Annotated in this window: 23 protein-coding genes and 1 tRNA gene; 16 read left to right on the top strand and 8 right to left on the bottom strand. The window is 35.3% G+C overall.

Annotated elements, in window-relative coordinates:
* Positions 1 to 7: 7 nt before the first annotated feature.
* The 10 genes from KF896_06455 (at position 8) to KF896_06410 (ending at position 5851) form a co-directional block, all read left to right on the top strand.
* Positions 8 to 595: a hypothetical protein gene (locus KF896_06455; protein MBX3043340.1), complete on the top strand. Its 588-nt coding sequence runs from the start codon at positions 8 to 10 to the stop codon at positions 593 to 595.
* Positions 596 to 795: 200 nt separating this feature from the next.
* Positions 796 to 1032, top strand: coding sequence for a DUF4160 domain-containing protein (locus tag KF896_06450; protein MBX3043339.1), 237 nt, complete (start codon positions 796 to 798; stop codon positions 1030 to 1032).
* Positions 1016 to 1261: a DUF2442 domain-containing protein gene (locus KF896_06445; GenBank protein ID MBX3043338.1), complete on the top strand. Its 246-nt coding sequence runs from the start codon at positions 1016 to 1018 to the stop codon at positions 1259 to 1261. Before KF896_06450 ends, KF896_06445 begins: the two co-directional genes overlap by 17 nt.
* Before the next feature lie 301 nt (positions 1262 to 1562).
* Positions 1563 to 1748: a hypothetical protein gene (locus KF896_06440; GenBank protein ID MBX3043337.1), complete on the top strand. Its 186-nt coding sequence runs from the start codon at positions 1563 to 1565 to the stop codon at positions 1746 to 1748.
* Positions 1748 to 2026, top strand: a complete 279-nt coding sequence (locus KF896_06435) for a type II toxin-antitoxin system RelE/ParE family toxin (GenBank protein MBX3043336.1) — start codon at positions 1748 to 1750, stop codon at positions 2024 to 2026. The genes KF896_06440 and KF896_06435 overlap by 1 nt, the downstream gene beginning before the upstream one ends.
* A 225-nt stretch (positions 2027 to 2251) precedes the next feature.
* A complete protein-coding gene (locus KF896_06430) occupies positions 2252 to 2428 on the top strand; it encodes a hypothetical protein (GenBank protein ID MBX3043335.1) in 177 nt (58 codons plus the stop codon).
* Positions 2422 to 2706 carry a type II toxin-antitoxin system RelE/ParE family toxin gene (locus KF896_06425; GenBank protein ID MBX3043334.1) on the top strand — a complete coding sequence of 95 codons (285 nt, stop codon included), beginning with the start codon at positions 2422 to 2424 and terminating at the stop codon, positions 2704 to 2706. Before KF896_06430 ends, KF896_06425 begins: the two co-directional genes overlap by 7 nt.
* Positions 2707 to 2709: 3 nt before the next feature.
* Entirely contained in the window at positions 2710 to 2862 is a 153-nt protein-coding gene (locus KF896_06420) for a hypothetical protein (GenBank protein MBX3043333.1), read from the top strand.
* Positions 2863 to 3155: 293 nt separating this feature from the next.
* Positions 3156 to 4976 (top strand): OmpA family protein, encoded by a 1821-nt coding sequence (locus tag KF896_06415; protein ID MBX3043332.1) that lies wholly within the window; start codon positions 3156 to 3158, stop codon positions 4974 to 4976.
* A gap of 2 nt (positions 4977 to 4978) precedes the next feature.
* Positions 4979 to 5851 carry a pirin family protein gene (locus KF896_06410; GenBank protein MBX3043331.1) on the top strand — a complete coding sequence of 291 codons (873 nt, stop codon included), beginning with the start codon at positions 4979 to 4981 and terminating at the stop codon, positions 5849 to 5851.
* A 96-nt stretch (positions 5852 to 5947) separates the two neighbouring features.
* Here the strand turns inward: KF896_06410 and KF896_06405 are convergent, their stop codons facing one another.
* The gene (locus KF896_06405; protein MBX3043330.1) at positions 5948 to 6601 is read right to left on the bottom strand and encodes an outer membrane beta-barrel protein; all 654 of its coding nucleotides are present in this window, start codon (positions 6599 to 6601) and stop codon (positions 5948 to 5950) included.
* A 152-nt stretch (positions 6602 to 6753) separates the two neighbouring features.
* Here KF896_06405 and KF896_06400 point away from each other — a divergent pair, with 152 nt between their 5' ends.
* Positions 6754 to 7260 carry a ferritin gene (locus tag KF896_06400; GenBank protein MBX3043329.1) on the top strand — a complete coding sequence of 169 codons (507 nt, stop codon included), beginning with the start codon at positions 6754 to 6756 and terminating at the stop codon, positions 7258 to 7260.
* A 43-nt stretch (positions 7261 to 7303) separates the two neighbouring features.
* Here the strand turns inward: KF896_06400 and KF896_06395 are convergent, their stop codons facing one another.
* The 4 genes from KF896_06395 to KF896_06380 form a co-directional block, all read right to left on the bottom strand.
* Positions 7304 to 7597, bottom strand: coding sequence for a rhodanese-like domain-containing protein (locus tag KF896_06395; GenBank protein MBX3043328.1), 294 nt, complete (start codon positions 7595 to 7597; stop codon positions 7304 to 7306).
* Between the two features lie 65 nt (positions 7598 to 7662).
* Positions 7663 to 8937: a hypothetical protein gene (locus KF896_06390; protein ID MBX3043327.1), complete on the bottom strand. Its 1275-nt coding sequence runs from the start codon at positions 8935 to 8937 to the stop codon at positions 7663 to 7665.
* Positions 8938 to 8959: 22 nt separating this feature from the next.
* Positions 8960 to 9562, bottom strand: coding sequence for an HAD family phosphatase (locus KF896_06385; GenBank protein ID MBX3043326.1), 603 nt, complete (start codon positions 9560 to 9562; stop codon positions 8960 to 8962).
* A gap of 37 nt (positions 9563 to 9599) precedes the next feature.
* Positions 9600 to 11003, bottom strand: a complete 1404-nt coding sequence (locus KF896_06380) for an RsmB/NOP family class I SAM-dependent RNA methyltransferase (GenBank protein ID MBX3043325.1) — start codon at positions 11001 to 11003, stop codon at positions 9600 to 9602.
* Between the two features lie 574 nt (positions 11004 to 11577).
* On the opposite strand from KF896_06380, the gene KF896_06375 reads away from it, so the two are divergent.
* Both KF896_06375 and KF896_06370 read left to right on the top strand, forming a co-directional pair.
* Positions 11578 to 12171 (top strand): T9SS type A sorting domain-containing protein, encoded by a 594-nt coding sequence (locus KF896_06375; protein MBX3043324.1) that lies wholly within the window; start codon positions 11578 to 11580, stop codon positions 12169 to 12171.
* Positions 12172 to 12236: 65 nt separating this feature from the next.
* Positions 12237 to 18797: a hypothetical protein gene (locus KF896_06370; protein ID MBX3043323.1), complete on the top strand. Its 6561-nt coding sequence runs from the start codon at positions 12237 to 12239 to the stop codon at positions 18795 to 18797.
* Positions 18798 to 18920: 123 nt separating this feature from the next.
* On the opposite strand, the gene KF896_06365 is transcribed toward KF896_06370, so the two are convergent.
* The 3 genes from KF896_06365 to KF896_06355 all read right to left on the bottom strand — a co-directional run bounded on the left by KF896_06365 (position 18921) and on the right by KF896_06355 (position 21070).
* Complete coding sequence (locus tag KF896_06365; GenBank protein MBX3043322.1) at positions 18921 to 19217, bottom strand: winged helix-turn-helix transcriptional regulator; 297 nt, start codon at positions 19215 to 19217, stop codon at positions 18921 to 18923.
* A 153-nt stretch (positions 19218 to 19370) separates the two neighbouring features.
* Positions 19371 to 20351: an NAD-dependent epimerase/dehydratase family protein gene (locus tag KF896_06360; protein MBX3043321.1), complete on the bottom strand. Its 981-nt coding sequence runs from the start codon at positions 20349 to 20351 to the stop codon at positions 19371 to 19373.
* Entirely contained in the window at positions 20351 to 21070 is a 720-nt protein-coding gene (locus KF896_06355) for a CPBP family intramembrane metalloprotease (GenBank protein ID MBX3043320.1), read from the bottom strand. The genes KF896_06360 and KF896_06355 overlap by 1 nt, the downstream gene beginning before the upstream one ends.
* A 215-nt stretch (positions 21071 to 21285) precedes the next feature.
* Here KF896_06355 and KF896_06350 point away from each other — a divergent pair.
* The 3 genes from KF896_06350 (at position 21286) to KF896_06340 (ending at position 22931) form a co-directional block, all read left to right on the top strand.
* Positions 21286 to 21357: transfer RNA gene (locus KF896_06350), tRNA-Gln, on the top strand.
* Positions 21358 to 21383: 26 nt separating this feature from the next.
* Positions 21384 to 22322: a ribose-phosphate pyrophosphokinase gene (locus KF896_06345; GenBank protein ID MBX3043319.1), complete on the top strand. Its 939-nt coding sequence runs from the start codon at positions 21384 to 21386 to the stop codon at positions 22320 to 22322.
* A gap of 30 nt (positions 22323 to 22352) precedes the next feature.
* Positions 22353 to 22931, top strand: a complete 579-nt coding sequence (locus KF896_06340) for a 50S ribosomal protein L25 (protein ID MBX3043318.1) — start codon at positions 22353 to 22355, stop codon at positions 22929 to 22931.
* The last annotated feature ends 29 nt before the right edge of the window (positions 22932 to 22960 follow it).

Raw genomic sequence — 22960 nt, 5'->3', positions numbered from 1 at the left:
GGAATTTATGAAAGTTTTTGTTTGTGTTTGCTGTTTGTTATTTAGTCAAATATGCTTTGCTTATAACGATGAGTTTGAGCCCTATTTCTTTAGAAATAATTTTAATGATGATATTCATGAGAATACAAGTTTTTTCAAGTTATTTGGATTAGATAATAGATTTAGGGATGTCAGAATTGAAGTACTTAAAGATTTAAATACTTGTCATTATAAGGGAAAGAGTCTTGAATATATTTTAAAGGATTTATCAAAAAAATATAAATTTTTAGATGGAATGGCATTCAATGGTGTACTTGGGCTTGATCAAATTGATTTCTCATATCGTACCCATTTTATTTTCACTTTAAAGTTTAATGATTCACTAAGTTTAGGGGTTGTTGGTATGCTCGCAAAATCTGAAAGGTTTTATGAAGAATCAGATTCTACAGCTTTTAATCGAATTCTTGATATTGACAAATACATTTTGCTACCTACAATACAGAATATGAGAGATACCTATCATAGTATTATTGAGAGAATGAAAGCAAACAATAGTCCAATGTTAAAAGAACAACTTGATGAAATATTAAGAGATTTTCCGAAGGTAGCAAAGTAATAATTCATTACAGGACTTACTCACGATGAGTCTTTCACTCCAGACAAATGGACTTGGGGCTATAAATATAATCATGCCGGAGTGCGTGAGCAGAAGCGTTTGCTTACCAGTCCGCATTGGGATGGTGAGTAGTATCAATGAATATCAATAATGCAATATAGATTGTTAAATTACGTAAATCTTTTTATTTGAGAGGTGTTATGCCGGAAGTATTTAGAGTTGAAGGATTCGTTTTTTTCTTTTATGCAAATGAAGGAAATGAACCAATACATATTCATGTAAGGAAGGCAGGCGGCTATGCAAAATTTTGGATTATGCCTGTAGAGCTTGATTCTTCAAAGGGCTTTAAATCATCCGACTTGATGAAAGCTGAAAAGTTGATTAATGAAAATATTGAGAAGATTAAGGAGAAATGGTATAATGTATTTGGATATTAAATATGATGTTCAAGCTGAAAATGTTTTTGTTGATAACAGAATTATATGTATTAAACTAGCGAATAATTCCGAATTCAGATTTCCTGCTGAAAATAACAAGAAGTTAGCAAAAGCAACCGATAAGCAGTTATCAAATGTTGAATTAATCTGCGACGGCACCGGACTTCATTGGGAAGACCTTGATGAAGACCTGTCCATAAGCGGCATTTTAGATGGTAGATTTGGGTGAAAATCATAAGTGCTCATTAACAATTGTAAACAAGATATTATCAGATTTGCAGATGATGGGCTACAGAATGTACTTTTCAAATTGAAAATTAACAATTGACAATTGAAAATGAAATCAATTAAAAATATATTGTATATCATAACAAATAATTGTCAAATGTCAATTATCAATTGTCAATTTATTCGCCACTATGCGTATAACTCACCTCTGACTTATCACGATCCGAGCATTAGCATGATATAATAAAATATATTACAAGTTATTTCTTCATTGTCAGATATTAAATAATTTAGGATTGAATATGATTTCTGATAAATTAAGTCATAAAGAAGCGGCTATTAAATTGATTTCTGAAGCTCCAGGTGATGCTACAATTGAGGATATAATGTATCTTTTGTATCTGCAACAGAAGGTTAACAGTGGTTTAGATGATTTCAAAAACGGTAAAACTTTTAGTCAGCAAGAAGTTGAAGCGGAATTTGAATAATGTTTCAAGTAATCTGGTCAAATACGGCGCTTCAGGATTTAAGAGCAATTCGCAAATTCATTGCTATGGACTCAGACCATTACTCGAAATTATTTGCTGAAAAAATTGTTAAATCAGTAAAAAGATTGGAATTATTCCCGGAAAGCGGTAGAAAATCAACAGAGTTTTCATATCTTGGATTTCGTGAAATTTTGATTACCCCATATAAGGTTATATATCATCTTGATGATAATATCGTTAAAATTTTATCAATTGTACATTGTAAACGTGATATATGAAATAGATAATGATACCTCATTTATACTCTGTTATGGACAAATGCTTCACCACACCTGACCTATTGTGGTCTGCCTTCCCTGCATAAACGCCTTACCATTATGCGTACAACTCACCACTGACTTATCGTGATCCGAGTGGGTTAACAAAAAATAATTAGTTGTTTATCCATAAAATACTTAATATGAAAGAGCGTTATATTTTTATATTATATTACAGGTGATTTTATGATTTTAAAAGATGATTTGGTTGAATTTGCAGAAACACTCCCACAGGAGATAGAACTTGATGACATTTTAGATTCAATAATACTTTTGAATAAAATAGAAAACGGTATCAGCCAAGTTGAAAATGGCGAAGCTTACTCTTTAGAAGAAGTTAAGGAAATTGTATCTAAATGGTAACGATTGAATTTTCAAAGCAATCATTAAATGACTTAGAAGCCATTTTTGATTTTATCTCCAAAGATTCATTAAAGTATGCCAAATATCAGATAGATGTACTCATAAATCAAACGGAGTTAATTTCTGAATTTCCATTAATAGGGCATAAAATTCCTGAAAAGAATGACGAGTCAATAAGAGAAATTGTTAAAGGTAATTTTAGAATTATATATAAGATTCATCATAGCAAAATAAGTATCCTTACTTTCCACCATGTAAAAAAACAACTCAATATTTAAGCTTTGAAACCTTCATTCTGTGATACTTTGTGGACTTCCGGTAGCACTATGAGCCGTGACAACTTCGATGGCAGTACGTATGATTCTGAATCTGATTTGCAGATGCTCGGTTTCCGTATGTACGATAGCGCAAGAGGGTTCGATTTTATATTATAGTGTTCATTTATTATATTTTTCAAATGACTACAGAATATTTTTCTGTCAAAAAAATATAAAATATAATTTCCATTTTCAAATAATTTTATAATTTCATCTAATTTACAGTATTTTTTTTGTATTTTTAAATTTGAAAAGTAGTGTAGTTTAATTATTAAATATCGCAAATGAATATTTTAAAATACCAATTGACATATATTTGTTTAATTTTTATATTATGCAGTTGCATTTCATTTAGCCAAAACGCTATATTTGGCAATGAAAATTTTGCTTTGCACCCAAAAGCAGGTTTGATGAGCAATCATTATACTTCAGACTACAGTAGCTTTCAGGGAAGCGTGGACTGTGGGATTTTCACTCACGGCAAAGGCTTAGGTTGGACAGGTGGTCTTTTTGTTGAAAAAGACTTTGGAGGTAGTATTCAGCTTGGATTAGGTGCTTTCTATGCTGATAGAAGCGGTGTTTCGACTTTAAACAATACTTATCAGTCCCGTGACCAGAATACGGGCAGAACTACATTTGTTACACTTGAGAATAGAATGGACGCAGTGGTTTCATATTTGGAATTTAGCCCTGAAGCAAGAATAGTTCTTACTCCAAAATTTATCAATGGTCCTTTAAGATTCCTGACCGGCATTCGAGTTGGGATACCAATTGGAAGTGATTTTAATCAGTCTGAAAGTATTGTATCTCCTGCTAATGCAACTTTTGTAAATGCCGGCGGCATTAGAACAACCAGCCGACCTATGGCTTCCGGAAATATAAATGATATGACTACTCAATTCGGAATTAGTGCAGGTTTGGAGAATATGTTGAAAATTGGCAATCATAATTTTCTTACTCAGCAGATTGTTTTTGATTACAATTTGAATAATATGATCTCAAATGTTGATTGGAAAGCTCTTGCAGTCAGATTTGAATTAGGTTTGAGATTCAGCTTCCAGAAAAAGGTTGAAAAAGTCGAAATCCCTGAAATCAAGCCGGAGCCTGAACCGGAGCCTGAAATTGCTGTGATTGAAGAAGCTCCAAAACCACTTCCATACTTGAATTTTGAATCAGCTGTCAGCTCAGACACCAAACTTGAAACCGGTAATGAACTTCTTGCAACATTACCACTTGTAAACTGTATATTTTTTGATGAAAATTCATCAGATATTCCAAAATATTATAATTTGTCAAGCCAGTCTGTTATTGATATGTACAAAGGTGATGCAGTAAATTATCACAAGAATATTCTACCGGTCATCGCGAAAATTGTCAAAGAGAATCCAAACTCGAGGATTATGCTTGAAGGTGCGACCAGCGGCAAGCAAAATGAGCCTAAAGGTCTTGAACTTTCAAAAGCAAGAGCTGAAGCTGTGAAAAATGCTTTGATTGATTTGGGAGTTCCTGAGCAGGTGATTTCATTCAGAGCCCTCCAAAGCCCGAGATACCCTTCAAATCAGCAATATCCTGAAGGCATTGAGGAAAATCGCAGAGTTGATATTATTGTAACCAATGCACCTCTTCAGGAGTATGTCAGTCTCCAGAATTATGCCGAAATTAGCGGTGTGGTAGGGCTGAATCTGGATTTCGGCAATTATCCGCCAGAAACAAAAGCGATGGTAGGTGTTAATGATACAAAGCTTACATATGATAAGCCCGGAAAATACAGAATTCCTTTCAGAAAGCGTCTTTCAGATGATGTAGAGGAATTTGGTATTCTTACATCTATAAATGTTGAAGGCAACGAATTGAAGGAAGCCCATAATATTAAGCTGAATGAAATCGAAAAGGAAGTTGTTGAGCTTTCGCTCAAAAATTTTGAGGCGTTGTTAAGGTTTAATTACAATAGCAGCGACCTTACAGACGAAAACAAGACTCTTCTTCGCCAGTTAGTTGAAAAATTGCCTGACGGCTCGACAATTTTAATTATTGGTAGTGCAGATATGCTTGGTACAGCTGAGCACAATCAGCAATTAGCAGGCGACAGGGCAAGAAAAACAGAAAACTTTATAAAAGGTATCGCAGGCTCGAGAATTAATATTGAAACTACGACAAACCTTGATAAATTCTCAGATGCAACTTCTCAGGGCAGATTTCTGAATCGTTCAATAAAAATAAGGGTTAAATAACTATGAATAGAAGTGTTCAATCAATATATCCACCACCTAGCTATCACTGGGTTGGTAATGGTTTTAGAGTACATAATTTTTTCCCGAGTAATTCCGATATAGGCATTTATCGTATGAGTCCTTGGTTTTTGATGGATTATGGAAGCAAGTTCGACTTTCCGCCCGGTAAAGAACCTAGGGGTGTTGATGTACATCCTCACAGAGGAATCGAGACTGTTACAATTGCCTATCATGGAAAGGTTGCTCACCACGATAGTGCCGGCAATGGTGGTGTAATAGGTGAGGGTGATGTACAGTGGATGACTGCAGGCGGTGGTATCCTGCATAAGGAGTATCACGAAGAGGAGTTCAACAAAAAGGGTGGTACTTTTCAAATGGTACAACTTTGGACAAATTTGCCCAAAAAATACAAAATGACAGAACCGAAATATCAGGAACTTACATTTGCGCAAGGTAAGAAATATCAAATTCCAAACGATGGTGGTTATGTACATGTTGTTGCTGGTGAGTATGAGGGCATTCAGGGCAATGCAGAGACTTTTGTTCCAACTTCATTTTTTGATGCTCATATTAAATCAGGGAATGAACTTCTGTTTAGTTTTCCAAAGAATCACAACACAGGATTGCTTGTCATCGAGGGTAATGTAACAATTAACGGCAAGGACGAAGTTCCGGCAGACCATTTCGTACTTATGTCTAATGATGGAAGTGATTTTACTGTCAAAGCTGATGGCGATGCAATTGTATTAATTCTCAGCGGCGAGCCTATTGAAGAAACGATAGTTCCTTATGGTCCTTTTGTTATGAATACTAAAGAGGAAATTCAGCAGGCTTACGAAGACTATCGAAGTGGCAAGTTCGGGCATCTGGATTAATTTTAAAAGCAAAATTAAAATTGTTGAGCGAAGTTGAAATTATCTTATTTTTTATTTTCAGCTTCGCTCAAATTTTATATGCTACCAGATTATTTATCAGAATTTACCGAACTTGAACATAACATTACCTGAAAAACCGCTCAGGTCTTTATTTTCGGTATTTGGTAATTGCAGTCCGGAAATAAATCTGTAACTTGCACTGACTTCCATTCTCATAAATTTCAGTAAATTTAGTTCAGCACCAATTTGTGGCTCAGCAATGAAAAAGGCTGACCTTTCGAATGTTTTGAGGTGGTCATCAAATTCGCCTACATTGTGCATATAAGCAGATGTGTACATAGCGCCGCCTGCACCAATTAAAACTCCTGCAGTAATATGAACAATCTTGTTTGGCTCTACAATAAACCCAAGATGCAAGCCACCGTAACCCATTCTAAGGTATGCATTAGTATCTGATGTTCTATCCCAAATATTTGGAGATACATAATAATCATCAACAGGATGACTTGTTACAAGACCATAACCGCCAACACCGACAGTAAAGACACTGTTCACAATTATTCCTGCTCGTCCACCGACCAAAACTCCAAAGTCATTATTAAAGTTGGTGAATTTTACTTCAGGACCACCATATCCGCCAAATTCGATGTCACCATTTCCGAAAAGGGTTTCCGGTTCTTCAGCCTGCGCAAATAATGATGTTGTGAATAATAATGCTAAAGTTGATAGTGCTGCAAATAATTTTTTCATAATTTTAAAACTCTATATATTGTGATAAAAATAACTTAATACATTGTTAATACGTTGTTAATTTTTATAAGTTTCATTTTTAAATGACAATATTTTAAAAATAATATCGTTAATTAATAAAAATATTTTTAAACAAAACAAAGTTAAGGAAAATTATGAAACAAGTTATTTTAGATGCATTAAACAAGCAAATTCAGAGAGAGATGTATTCATCAAACTTATATCTGGCAATGTCAGCTTATTATGCTTCACAGAATCTTAGTGGCTTTGCAAAATGGATGGAACTTCAGGCAAAAGAAGAAATGATGCACGCTATGAAATTCTTCCAGTACATTCTTCAGCGTGGTGGTAAACCCGTTATAATGGAAATTGCTGCACCAAAATTGGATTGGGAATCTCCGCTTAATGCTTTTGAAGATGCTTATCATCATGAAACACTTGTTACAGGTTGGATTAATGATTTAGTTGAGCTTGCAAAAGCCGAAAGAGACTTCGCAACAGACAATCTTCTTCAGTGGTTTATTGCCGAGCAAGTAGAAGAAGAAGCTACTGCAATCGAAATCGTTGAAAAGCTCAAAATGATTGGAAACAATCCACACGGTATTTTCATGATGGACACTAATCTTGGTGGTCGTGCTGCTACACCACAAGCTGAATAAACCAACGGTTTAATTTGATTTGTATCAAAAGGCTGTATCTAATTTAAGACACAGCCTTTTTTTCATTAAGAATTTTTGTGGCTTTACTTATACCACCGTAATTGACCGCATTAACGTATCCCATTTCCCTGATTGTTCTCAATGCAACTGATGATCTGTTGCCACTTCTGCAGTAAAGTGCTATTGGTGCATTTTTGTCTTTTGTAATTTTTGGCAATTCCTGTGATATTAAATTGTAAGGAATTAGAACCGCATTTTCAATATGACCGGAATCATATTCTGTTTTGGAACGGTTGTCAATTATTATCAAATCAGATTTGTTATATTCTTCATGCATAATCAGATCTTTGCTCTTGCCAAATCCGGAAATTATATCCATAAGTGTTTTTATAATATTATTCATTAGAAATTATAATCCTCAGCAATGTTTTTTTGTTTAATTTTATAAAATTTGTCTAAATTCACTTGCATATATTCTAAAGCATCATTTTTTGGTGTATTCCTGAAATCTATAATGAAACCGTTTTCGTTTTGCATATCAATCCATTTGTGTATGAGAGTAAGTTCATATTTATCTATTTCGTTTAATAGTAAATTCCCATTTGAATAAATCTTACTCATAAGTTTAGCCAGGGGCTTTGTTGAAGCCATTCTTCCGAGCCCTTCGATTGCTATCAGCTTGCCACCCTTTACAAAATATATATCAGCTAAGTTCATTCTGTCTTCCGGATAATTGACGTAAATAAAATCTGAAGGAAGTTTGCTAATATAATCTTCTTTTTCACTATCTTGAAATAATTCAGAATAATTCTGCCCTGAACTGGAAAATTTCTCCCTCATAATAAGTGTGCTAAGCTCAGAATCAGCAGTCTGCCAATCAATTCGGTAAAGGTTACTCATACCTTCAAAAATCTTCTTTGAAGTGAAATGATAGGAATTGATAATTGAATCCGCTTTGCTGTTTAGATTGTAAGCATAGTCACGGTAAATTATTCTACCATTTTTGTCGTAAAAATTTAGAATTCCGGGAAAATAAGGAATTTCAGATATTACATCCTGAAACTTTGCAGAAACAGAATTAGGAATTTTATAGTAACTTACTGCCTTGTTCTGAAATTGCAGAAGTTCGCTTAGATTAGAGATATTATGCTCGCTTTCGGCGATACGCAGCAGCTCTATTAGGATATGTGCAGTAGCTCGGGCATCAATCAACGCGCGATGGCGATTTTTTAGTTTTACACCGAAATATGCTGCTAAATCACCAACATTTTTTTTAATATCACGCGGAAGTAGCTTTCTTGCAAGTTTCAGTGTGCAAAGCTGAGGGTAATCAAAGCTAATAGAACCGCGTTTGAAGAATGAACCTACGAATCCATAATCGAATGAAACGTTATGAGCAACAAAAACAGGATTTTTTATTTGAAAAAGTGACCTTACTCTATCAATGATTTCAGATTCGTCGGGAGCAACTGAAACCATAGCTTGAGAGATTCCGGTCATTCTGGCTACATAAGACGGGATTTGCTGATATGGATTCATCAAAGATGAGTATGATGACATAATATTGCCGTTTCTAACTGTAACGCAGGCAATTTCTGTCATACGGTTTTTCACATTATGCGAACCCGTAGTCTCGACATCTGTCACTATATATGATGCATCCCAAATACTAATCATAAACTTTTCTGTGTGAAATATGTTAAATAGTGTGTAATAAGTCTGACAGTGTTAAATTTTCTGAAAAGTGAATAGTAGCCAATCCTGCTGATTTTGCCCCATCAATATTTACAATAGAATCATCAATAAATAAGGTTTCTGAAGCATTTGATTGAATAGTTTTCAGAGTATAGTTATAAATTTCTACATCAGGTTTCCTCATTCCGGTATTATGTGAGAATATAACATAATCAAAAAGGCTAAGAACTCCTTTACATTCATCATTGAAGTAGTTGTGATGGATTTCATTCGTATTGCTGAGCAAAGCTAATTTATACTTATATTTAAGCGACTCAACAAAATCGTAAGATTCTGCTTTAAGTCCAAGCAGCATTGCATTCCAGGCATTATCAATGGCATCATCATTTGCTGAAATTTTGTATTCATATCTCAAAAAATCTCGAAATTCCTCGGATGAAATATTACCTTTTTCATATTCTCCGGGTAGCTCCAATATCTTAAGATGGGGGAGATTACTCAGAATATCCGGTTGCGATGATAATTCTGCCAGTCTACGTGTTGCCGCAAAATAATCTATATTATACAAAACCCCGCCAAAATCAAAAATAATTGTATTTAAACTCATAATAATATAATAATTAAAAAGATAATTATAAAGACGTTTATTCTATTCTTTTCATACGTGCCATATAAAATCCATCGGTTCCGTGTATATGCGGCATAAGTGAAACGCTGTAATCATCAGGCTTCATGCCAATAGGACTTATACCCTGCTCATTCAGAACATCGTACAAATTGTCTGTAACAAAATCAAGATTACTTTCCAAAAATTTAGTAACAGTTTCCTGGTTTTCAGTTGTAACCAGAGAGCATGTTGCATAAACCATTATACCACCGGGTTTTAAAAGCTTAGAATATGCTTCAAGTATTTGTAATTGTCTTGTTTGCATTTTTTCGGCTAATTTTTGAGTAACTCTTAGTTTTTTAAGAGGGTCACGTCTTGCTGTACCAAGTCCTGTGCAAGGAGCATCAATCAATATATAATCAAACATCATTCCACCGAACAAATTAGTTAAATGATTGATATGCATAGTTTTGGCATGTTTGATATTAATATCTCTACGATTATATCTTCTTAATCTCTTTGCAAATTCTTTTATTCGTAAGTATTCGGCATCAGAAGCAGTTATCTGAGCAAGTGGGTTAATCGAAGCAATATGCAGTGTCTTACCGCCGGCTCCTGCACAGGCATCAAGAACAGTAGATACTCCCTTTGGTGCCAAGGCATAAGCTATTAGCTGGCTGCCTTCATCCTGAATTTCAATCATACCATTTTTGTATTCATCTGTGTCATCAAGCTTCGCTCTTTTATCTAATATTATGCAATCAGGAATCATTTGAGACTTATGATATGGTATAGCTTTAATATCAAGCATACTGTGTATTTTATCTTCAAATCCTTTTTCTGTTAGACGCAGACAGACTTTAGCGGGCAGTACAAGAGATTTTGCAAGCTCTGATGGGTCATAGCCCTGATTGTGAACATTTTCCAAAATCCATGGGGCACATGAGTAAAAATTTGATATAATATCATAGTATTCAGGTAATTTGAATATATTTAATGATTTTGCTAATTCATTCACAACATAATCTGTATTTGTTATCCAATTAGTTACATCATCTATCGTCAACTCAAAATTATTCAACATTAATTCTGTAATTAGTTCTTTGATAATAATATTTTTATTCGGGTAAATTAAACTTAGAAGTTTTTGAGCTGAATAACCGGTGTCAATGTAGTCTGAATCAGATATTAACAGCGTATTAAGAATCATAGATACACTTGAGTTCGGATTTTCAATTTGAATCGGTTTGTTGCAATTTTCCAGAAGTGTAAGATTTCGTAGAGATGCAAACACAGTCTCAGAGATGAATTTGCGCTCTTTGCTACCTATAAATTTCTTTTCCCTAAGTATTTTGGAAACAATCTGGTCTGTGGGTTGTGAAGACTTGATTGCAACCTTCAATATTTCAGCAGTAGTATTTATTAAGTTTGATATAATCATTATTTATTTCGTAATTTATTCGATAAAATATCCTCAAAAATACTAATTATTTGATAAAATTTGTTCAAAAAGTAAGAAAAAAGCAAATTTTATTTGTATATCTAAAAAAAAGCAATTATTTTTAAACTGCAGTTTAAAGAAGAAGTTTTTTTACTTATGAAAATTTACAAAATTTATGATATTGGAAGATGATTTTAGTAATACGACCTGTATGGGAAGTGTTGAAGTCATCTTTTTTGCGTTATAATGATATTTATAAGTTTGTAAATGTATGATTATAAATGTATTAAGGAAATATTCGATATACATAAGATTAAGAAATATCAGCTGAATTAATATGTTCAGGGATTTGACGAACTATCATTTTATTACTCAAATGACGTTTGTGGAAATTTCTTTTTTGATTATTTGGATATTTTGTTGTAATTTAGTTTGCTTGAATGGTGCAATTTTTAAAAAAGTATAAAATTGTACCCAATTTAGTAATATTGGCATATTTTTTGCATTGTGTTCTTTGTTGAAATAGACAGAAAGAAAATTATTTTTGATATATTTAGTTATTTAGGAGTTTTGTATGAAGAAATCGTTAACTTCGCTGGTGGTACTAGTAGCAGTTGCTATACTGACAACAGTAGGCTCGATTGCTCAGGATACCAAGCTTGTTAAGTCGGTAGTTGGTGCCGGGGGGACAGTAGTTTCCCAAAATAACACCGAATACTTTCTTAATGGAGTTACAGGTCAGGCTGTAATCGAAACAAAGTCTGATCAAACACCGGGATCCGGTTCTTATGACCTTAACCAAGGTTTTTGGATTCCAAAAGGTAAAGACGGTACAAGTGTAAATGAAGAACTTTTTGTTAGCAATAACAAAATCTTCAATTATCCAAACCCGGTTAGAAATTCAACTACTATTGAATACAATCTTGACCATTCTGCTTATGTAACGCTCAGGATTTATGATATGGTTGGTAATGAAATTCGTGTAGTGCAGGATGGCTTTCAGTCAGCCGGCAGTCAGAGAGTTGAGTGGAATGCAAAAAATGAGTCAGGCATTGATGTAGGTGCCGGTACTTATTTATATGAGCTTCAGGTGCGTTCAGCAGCTGTAGCAGGTTCAGGATCATTCGACAGTTTCAATCTTCGCAACGTAATGGTTGTTGTAAGATAATTTTAAAGAAATCAAGTTTTTAAATAAATGTATATTTTGTGTAACAACATCCAGGAGTTATTGTAATGAAGAAATTGATTCTTCTCAGTATTGTCCTATTATCACTGTTGATTGCTCCGCTCAGCGAAGCTTTCGCTCAACAGAGACTCATCAATTATCAAGGTAACATCCTTAATCAACAGGATCAACCTTACGAAGGACCAGTCCAAATCACTTTTGAGTTATACTCAGCTGAATTTGGCGGTTCACAGCTTTGGAGTGAAATCCAAAACGTAACTATGAACAAAGGATACTTTAATGTATATCTTGGTTCCGTAACACCTTTCCCTGCTCGTTTTAATTTTAACCAGGATCTCTGGTTACAAGTAACAGTAGGTAAAGGTTCACCTTATCAAAGAACTATGCTTTCAATGGTTCCTTATTCAGGATTTTCAGACAGAGCTGCTGTTGCTGCTTTTGCTGAAGACATTGAAGATGGCTCAGTAACTTTGGTTAAATTAGCAGACGAAGTTATCAATATGGGTGGCGACCTTACCGGTCAGCTTCCAAACCCAAGATTGAGACCAGGTGCTATTTTGGAAAATATTCCTGATGGTTCAATCACTCAGGTTATGTTAAATCCAAATGTAACTACAAGACCTAGTGGTCTTGCAAGTGGCGACCTTACCGGTTCATATCCTGATCCGTTAATCGCTCCAGGCGCAGTTAAAACTGATCGTTTAGCTGATGGTGCTGTTACTAACGATAAAATCGCTGACTTTACTATTATGTATAACAAACTTCAGAACGCAAACGGTCCAATCGGTACTATCCTCGGATGGGACGGAACAAAATGGATTGAAACAAATGTTCCTGACTGGGAAAAAGGCAGAATTAAATCTGTTGTTGCCGGTGATGGTGCTTATGTTAATAATGTAACTGATTCTGAAGGTTTCCTTACTACTACAGTTGGTATTGCTGATGCCGGTGTAACTACTGCTAAAATTGCAAACCAAGCTGTAACTTATGGTAAATTCCAAAACGCAGTTGGTCCTGTTGGAACTATCCTTGGTTGGGATGGTACAAAATGGATTGAAACAGACGTCCCTACTTGGGAAGCTGATGCAGTAATTGGTAATGAAGTTTTAAACGCTACTCCTAACCGTGGTCTCGTAAGAGCTGGTGCCGGTACTGCAGCAAGCCCATTTACTTTAGGTATTGCTGAAAATGGCGTTCAAACTGATATGATTGCAAATCAGGCAGTAACATTAGACAAATTAGTTAATGGTACTCAAAATGGTCAAATAACTTGGTGGAATGCTGTAACTAACAGCTGGAACTTCTCAGGTGGTATGGCTCCTGTTGACAATCAAGTTGTTCGTTGGGTTGACAATGGCGTAACTCGTCAGCCAGTTTGGTCAACTGATGACGGTGTTGTTGGTAATGAAATCACTGACGTTATCGTTGGTGGCGGTCTCGAAAGAACCGGTATGGGTACTGAAGCTGATCCTTACTTAGTAGGTGTTGCTGTTGACGGTATCATCACTCCAATGATTGCTAACGATGCTGTAACTTATGAAAAATTACAAAATGCTGCAGGTCCTATTGGAACTATCTTAGGATGGAACGGCGGACATTGGATTGAAACAGATGTAGCTACTTGGGAAAAAGGTAAAGTAATGGCTGTTACTGCTGGTGCTGGAACTACAGTTACTAATACTACTGATGCTGAAGGCTTTATCACTGCTGAAGTTGGTATTGCTAACCAAGGCGTTACTAACGCTATGCTTGCTCCTGGTGCAGTTTCTTTAGACAAACTTGCTCCTGGCACTCAAATTGGTCAGATTATGTGGTGGGATAATGCTGCTAACCAGTGGAGATACTCTACAGGTGCTGCTCCTAACCAAGATCAGGTTATCAAATGGATTGATGCCGGCGGTTCATTAACTCCACAGTGGGCTAATGATGATATGACTATTCCTTTCGAAAAAACTATTACTGAACACGTTCAGACTTTATTCTCTCTTACTAATAATGGTAACAGTGATGTTATGTCATTAAACACTACCGGTGACGGTAATGGTTTAGTGATTACTCTTCCTGTTGACGAAGTTGGCAGCGGAAGCCCACTAATTCTTAACGGTGGCGGATTCGAACAACCTTCACTTCAAGTAAACAGAACTTCAAACTATGGTTATCCAGAAGGCGTTATTGCTGTTGATGCTGAAGTAAATACTTTAGATGCTGAAACTGCAGGTATTAAAGTTGACCTTACTATCAATGATGATGGTAACAATGCTTACGATGTAGATGGTATCCGTTCAAACTTAGTTGTTAATAACGGCGTTAACGGCGTTAATTACACAGGAGTTTGGGGTGATGCAACTTCAGACAACGGTAATGCAATTGGTGTTTGGGGTGATGCTGGTGGAATGAATGCTGGCATTAACTTTGGTTTACTCGGCGATGCTGAAAATGGCAATATTAATATTGGTGTTATGGGTGCTGCTAATGCAAATTCAATCGCTTTTGCTGAAGCTTTACCTGCCGGATTCACTTTTGGTGCTATTACTTTGAATGAAGGTGACGGCGCTTCTGACTTTGGTCTTTGGTCAAATGTTGGTGGTATGGCTACCGGTATTCAAACTGTCGCTGAAGATGGTTCTGCATTAGTTGCTTTAAATGCAAGCACAACTGAACCTACTATTTGGGGATTCAACCAAGATGAAGGTCCTGCATTATGGGCTGTAAGTGGTAATCCTGATGACTATACTGCAGTTGTTGAAAACTTCAACGCCGGTCGTGGTATGGCAGTATGGGGCGGTAAAGAAAACAATGAAAATGGTGGTTTCCCATTCTTACTTGATCCTGCTGATGATGATGATGCAGCATTAGTTGTATATAATTCTGAATCATTAAATGGTGCTACTTGGGCTACTGCAATTAAAACTTATGGTGATATCTGGGCTAACTCAGCAATCGGTGCAAGCCAAATTATTGGTCTTGACAGTGTTGTTGTTGGTAATCCTTTCGGATTATATGTTGCTCTTTATCCTCCTGCTTTCCCTGGTGCTCCTCTTGTAATCAATGGCGATGTTCAAATCGTTGGTGATTTATTGGTTGAAGATATTACTGCTGATGATATCGTTGCTACAAGCGTAACTGCTGACAATGGCGAATTCGATTTCTTAACAGTTAATGTTTTAGCTGATATGTTCCAAGCTGACATCTTAACTGCAAATATTGATGTTGCTAACGTAAATACTGCTAATATTAATAATGCAAATATCGTTGCTGCTGACATTGATGATGCAATCATCAACAATTCACTTGAAATCGGTGTTAATGCTGAATTAATCGCTGACCAAGGTGGTGTTCAGGGTGCCGGTAATATCGGTGATCTTTTAATCAGCAAAGGTCCTGGCGTTAATCCAGAATGGACTAACACTATTCCTTTACTTAATGTAATCAATCTTAACGTACTTAACGATGCTACAGTTGGTAATGACTTAACAGTTGGTAATGATGTTGCTATTGGTAATGACCTTGTGGTTGCTAATGATGCAAACATTCAGAACGACTTAGTAGTTGACAACGATTTATTAGTTGTTGGCGAATCTGTATTAGTTGGTGATGTTGAAGTTTTAGGTGATACTTACTTATTCCAAGATCTTGAAGTATGGGGTAACACTGAAGTTTTAGGCACTACTACTTTACAGGATATGTTGACTGTTAACGCTAATACTGCTCTTAATGGTGACTTAGCTGTTTCAGGTACTACAAACCTTAATGGTCCAACTAATGTAAACAATAACTTAGTTGTAACAGGTACTTCAGATTTAAGAAATACTATCTTCAACTCTTCAGCAAATAATGGTGGTGCTGTATTTGTTGGCGATTTATTCACTGTTGGTGCTTTTGCTACTAATTTAGGTGGTACTCTTACAGTTACTGGTGCTTCAACTCTTAATGGTGCTACTACTGTAAATAATAACTTTACTGTGACAGGCACTTCAAACCTTAACGGTCCTACAAATGTTAATAATAACTTAGTTGTAACAGGTACTTCAAACTTACAAGGTGCTGCTACTTTAGACAATACTTTGACAGTTGCTGGTGCTACTACACTTAATGGTGCTACTCAAGTTAACAATACTTTCACAGTTGGTGCATTCGCTACAAATCTTGGTGGCACACTTACTGTAGCCGGTGTTACTAACCTTAATGGTGCAACTAATGTAAACAATAACTTAGTTGTAACAGGTACTTCAAACTTACAAGGTGCTGCTACTTTAGACAACACTTTGACAGTTGCTGGTGCTACTACTCTTAATGGTACATTAACCGGTAATGATGAAGCTACATTTAATGATAATGTATTCTTCAATGGTTCTTTCGTTGAATTATCAAATGGTACACAAGTTGTTGCAGGAGCTACTCCTGGTAACATCGGTGAATTATTTGTATCACGTGGTGCTGCATTGTCTCCTGAATGGACAACTACAATACCTACTTTAACTGTTACAGGTTTATTAACAGCTCAGGATGTAGTTGTAAACAACGACGCTACAATTGGCAACGATTTGACAGTTAATAACGAAACATTCTTAAATAATAATGTTTATGTTGTTGGCGATGTTGATGTACAAGGTTTAGTTGCTACTGATGACTTATTTGTAGGTAACAATACTCAGTTAGTTGGTGATATTGATATGTTATCACCATTCAATCCTATAACAATTGATGCTCCTTCTATTGACCTTACAGGTGATATGAATGTTGACGGTGACTTAGATGTAACCGGAAACTCTACACTTGGCGGTACTTTAGCAGTTGCTGGTGCTACTACTGTAAATAATACTCTTAATGTAACTGGTGTTACTACACTTGAAAATAACTTAATCGTTGAAGGTACTACTGATCTTCAAAATAATATCTTCAACTCATCATTGAATAATGGTGGTGTTGTTCATATTCTTGATGATGCTCAGGTTACTGGTAACTTAGTTGTTACAGGTGGTCCCGGTCAAGGTTCTATTACCGGTATCAATTTACAGATTCAGCAAAATGCAACTATCAATCAGAACTTAACTGTAAACCAAAACGCTACTGTTGACCAAAATTTAACAGTTGGTGGTTTGACATCAGTTAACGATATAAATATTACCGGCGACATTGTTAATCCAACAATTGGTCAGCCTGTTAATGTTGAAGATGATTTAAGAGTTGCTAATGATTTAGATGTTGTTGGTAGTGTTACTATCGGTGGCGGTCTTATCGTACTTGGCGATATAACTGCAACTAACATTACTGCTACAAATAATCTTGCTGCAGGTAATGACTTAAATGTTACTAACAATACTACAATCGGTGGAACACTTGGTGTAACCGGTGCAACGACTCTTGATGGTGCAACTGTAATCAACAATACATTAAATGTAACCGGCTTAACAACATTAGCTGACTTAGATGCGGTAAATGGTGATTTCAGCGGTACATTAAATGCTGACGGTGCAACTACACTTGGTTCAACACTTGGCGTAACCGGTGCAACTACAATCGGTGGTGCAACAGTAATCAACAATACATTAAATGTAACCGGTTTATCAACATTAGCTGACTTAGATGCGGTAAATGGTGATTTCAGTGGTACATTAAATGCTGACGGTGCAACTACACTTGGTTCAACACTTGGTGTAACCGGTGCAACTACTATTGGTGGTGCAACTCAGATTAACAATGACCTTACTGTAACCGGTACTACTTCACTTCAAGCTATGAGTGCTACAACCGGTACTTTCAGTGGTGCTATCACTGCTGCTTCATTAGGTACAACCGGTGATGTAACTGTAGGTGGTAATCTTTCTGTTACTGGTACTATTACCGGACAATTAGTTAATTCATTAACTGAAGCTGTAGGTGGTGGTTTAACTGCTTTCACTTATAACAACTCAGCTGCTGCTACTGTTGGTATCGCTAATGATGGTGTTACTTCAGCTATGATTCTTGATGGTACAATCGTTAATGCTGATGTTGATCCAGCTGCAGCAATTGACGGTACTAAGATTAATCCTAACTTCGGTGCTCAGAATGTATTAACAACTGGCAACATTACTGGTAATGACGTTACTGCTAACAACAACCTTGCTGTAACTGGCAATGCAACAGTTGGTGGTGACCTTGGCTTAACTGGTGATGCAAACGTAACCGGTGATGTTAATGTAACTGGTGTAATTAATCAAACTACTGCTGCTGTACTTAATACAATGTCAGGTAACTTACAAGTTGGTGGAACTACTACACTACAAGGTTCAGTAACTGCTCAGCAAAATATACTTTCACAGAGAAGTATCACTGTTGTTGAACAAATTATTGCTGATCCTTTCGTTGAAAGTGGTTTAGACTGGAGTGAAGCTACTCTTGGACAAAGAACATCATTCATTATTTATGATGGTTTAGCTGGTGGTGCTGTTGCTCCAAATCCAAATGCTAATGAAGGTGCTGTTCTTTATGTATTTAATGATGGTGGTGGTGCTTTAACATTCACAACTTCATATGGTGTTGTAAACATTGGTGTTGGCCAGATGGCTATGTTCATCAATATTACTGGCAATCCTGGTAACTGGAAATTAGTTTCTATTAACTAATATTTAGTTATCTGATGATTTTTCTAAGGGGCACATTTTTATGTGCCTCTTTTTTTTTGGATATATTAACTAAAAAAAAAGCGACTGAATAGTCGCTTTAAAAAATTACATACTAGCAAAAAATCATGCTACTGCACAATGTTCAATACAGTTGAACAAAGCCAGTAAATCGTGCATAGCAATTTCATAATAAACATTTTTGCCTTCACGTGAAGACTTCAATATACCTTTATCTTTTAGTTTAGTGAGATGATGAGATATTACTGATTGTTCTACATTAAGTTTTTCAACAATATCACTAACACATAACCTTTGATATTCCTCTAATAATTCGATTATTTCGAGTCTAAGTGGATGTGCAATACATTTCAGTAATTCAGACATCCTTTCCAGTTGATCTGCTTTTATTCTACGTTTCATAAAAATTTTATTTTTTAAATTAACATACGATGTTACAAAAGTAACAAAATAATTACAATTATCAACATATTTATATCAAATATTATGAAAAATATATTATATTATATATATAAATATAACAATAAAACAAAAAAATTGTAAATTATCATAACATTATCTATTTTTATACCAGTTGACTGCACGTTTGACAGCTTCATCGAAATCTACCTTAGGATAATATCCAAGAATATTCTTAGCTTTTTCAATTGAAAAGGTATAGTCTTTTCCACCATTGAATATACGATATCTGGTTAGAAGAGGCGGCTCTTTTGTATCGAGAGCAGTGTAGATAAATTCCATAACAGTGGCAACTGCATAAGCTAAAAAGTACGGAAAAGATGATTTAGTTCGAGGAATTCCTAATTCATCAGAAAATTTATCAGTGAAATCTTTCCAGTTAATATCAAGTCCATCAGTTATAAAGAATGTCTCGCCTATTGCTTCTTCTTTTTCTGATGCGAGTAATATTCCATCAATCAAATTCTCGACATACACAGGACAAGTTTTACGCAGACCACCATCAATATACCCGGCTTTGCCTGCAATGAGGGCATCTAAATATTTTTCAATAAATGTATGGTCTTTAACACCAAATACGTTTCCTGGCTTTACAGCAGTAAGTCTTAATCCTGATTGTCTGGCAAACTCGAATACTTTTTCTTCTGCAATTTTTTTGGTTTCGCAATAAGGGAAATCGGTATGAAGTTTTTCGTCAGATTCTTTTACATTTAGTCTGCCAAATCCATACATAGCAACAGTACTGATGTAAATCATTCTCTCAACACCCGCCAAATGAGCAGCTTTAGCAACATTTACTGTTCCTTCAACATTTATGCGATAGAACTTCTCGAAATGCCCCCAATCTGAAGACAATGCAGCTACATGAAACACTTTGTCAATACCGTTCATCGGCTCCGTTAGTGTACTTGGCTCTGTAATATCTCCGTAATAATATTCTATATCCATACCTTCTAAAAATTTCAAATCGGAAGACTTGCGAATCAAACCTCTTACTTTCCATCCTTCTTTTAACAGTCTTTCGGCTAAATTACTACCAATAAAACCATTGATACCTGTGATTAATGCAGTTTTCATTACGCTCCATGAATAAATAAAATATACAAATCAGTTGATAATCCCATAATAATATGTAATATAAATACATACCAAATTGAACGGGTTCTAATTGCGAAGAAACCAAATAAAATACCCACAAAAATAGCCCCTATTGTTTCGCCTGCCGGTTTGCCGAGATGAATCAGACATGATGATACAGTTTGAATTAAAATCGCATTAAATATCCCGAAACGGTCTTTTAAGCCAAAGAGTAAAAAACCACGAAAGAAAAATTCCCATGCAATGTAATATAGTAAAACATAAGATAAGTGATACCAAACAAGCATACTTCTGTCCTGATGCAAGCTTTTAGCAAGAGGATATTCTGATTTAACATCAGGTGCATCTGTACCAAAATACAGAACAACAATTATAATAGGGATACATATTGCTAAAAGCTTTAAACCTGACCTGACATTGCCCAATCCTAATCCAAAGTCGCTAAAATCTGCATTCATTTTCAATTTCAGATATGCTGCCGGAATAATAAACATTAATATGAAAAATATTCCAAACTGTGACATATAAGCTAGTATATCCCCATGTAGAGTTTCCGAAAAAAAAGGTACATTTGCTTTTAAAAAGGAGCCGTAACCGAAATAATAATATATAGAAAGCAATAGCGGAGTGACACCAAGCATCATATACACATCAAAGTCTTTTGACTCAATTTGAAATTCGTTAAAAATTTTCTTCATAAAATTCAAATATGTTTAAGAATAATTTGTAAAAATACTGAAAAATAACATTTTATACAAAGTAAATATTCTTACAATATATCATTTTTTGAAATAATATAATAATTGATAGAAAAATTTAAAAAATATATCAGTCTTAAAATTAAATTAAATAAAAATCTTTTTGTTATTAAGTAAAAAAGTATTATTTTTGTAATCCTTAAATTTTCTAATTTTGGGACGTCGCCAAGTGGTAAGGCATCGGGTTTTGGGTCCGACATTCGCAGGTTCGAATCCTGCCGTCCCAGCAATAATAAAGGACATTATATCAATTATGCACGATTTCAAAGTCGCTTCAGGTAGATCTAACGTAACATTGGCAAAGAATGTAGCCGGTCATTTAGGTATTGAACTAACTGAAACAAATATCAGAAATTTTAGTGATGGTGAAATTTGGGCAAAATACGAAGATAATGTCAGAGGCGTTGATTTGTTTCTGGTTCAATCAACATTTGCTCCCAGTGATAATCTCATGGAGCTTTTGATAATGATTGATGCTGCAAAGCGTGCGTCTGCAAAGCGTGTTACAGCTGTTATTCCTTATTACGGGTATGCAAGACAAGACCGCAAAGACCAGCCGAGGGTATCAGTTACTGCTAAATTAATAGCAAATTTAATTACTCGAGCCGGTGCAGACAGGATTATCACAATTGATTTGCACTCTTCGCAGATACAAGGTTTTTTTGATATACCTTTAGATCATTTGTACGCTTCACCTGTTCTTTTAAGAGCTGTTAGAAGGCTTGGTCTGACCAATTTGGCTGTTGCTTCGCCTGATGTAGGAGGTGTGAAAACTGCACGCTCTTACGCCAGAAGAATTAATGCAGATTTAGTTCTGGTTGATAAAAGAAGACCTGAGCACAATGTATCTGAGATTATGAATATCATCGGTGAAGTTAGTGGAAAGAACATATTGATTGTTGATGATATGATTGATACAGGCACTACTTTTGTTAAATGTGCTGAAGCTCTGAAAGATAAAGGGGCTGAACAAATATTCGGTGTTACCGTACATCCTGTATTTTCAGGTCAGGCTCTTGAAAAAATTGAAAATTGTGATGCTGTCGAAAAAGTATATGCTACTGATACAATACCTTTGAAGCGTCCTTGTGAGAAAATTGAAGTAATAAGTATTGCAGAACTATTGGCTGAAGCGATAATCAGAACACATGACAATCGCTCGATAAGTTCGCTTTTTGAAATTGAAAGATAAAATAAACTTTGTTTTGAGGATATAAAAACAATGAAAGAAATAGCATTAGTTGCTGAAAAACGCGAAACCGGTAAGAAAGCTACAAAAGCAGTCCGCAACAGCGGTTATGTTCCGGGTAATTATTATGCCAATGGCGATGAGAATATTAGTATTAAAGCAAAGCCATTGTCCCTTCGCCCGGTTGTCTATACTTCACTTACAAGATTAGTAAATTTAAAAATTGAAAGTGATAATATTGATAAACTATGTTTCCTTAAAGATGTCAAATTTGACCCTGTTTCAGATCAAATTGTGCATTTTGATTTACAAGGAATCAAGCAAGACCAAAAGATTTCAGTAGAAGTTCCTTTCAAGCTAACAGGTGGTCAACCTATTGGTGTAAGACAAGGCGGTAAACTTATGCAAGTACTTCATAAGATTAAAATTAAATGTCTTCCTAAGGATATGGTTGAATCAATTGAAGCACCTGTTGGAAAATTGGAAATGGGTTCTGTTTTGTATCTTAAAGATTTAAATACGGAAAATCTTGAAATAGAATTACCTGAAGATGCAGTAATTGCAAGAGTTTCTAAGCCACGTGGTGGTGCTGCTGCAACTGCAACTTCGTAAATAATATTTTAAAATTTCATTCAAGTAGA

The sequence above is a fragment of the Ignavibacteriota bacterium genome, assembly GCA_019637995.1.
Classification (GTDB): domain Bacteria; phylum Bacteroidota; class Ignavibacteria; order Kapaibacteriales; family UBA2268; genus JANJTB01.
The sequence above is the reverse complement of the archived record's forward strand: the minus strand, read 5'-3'. Positions and strand labels throughout refer to the sequence as shown.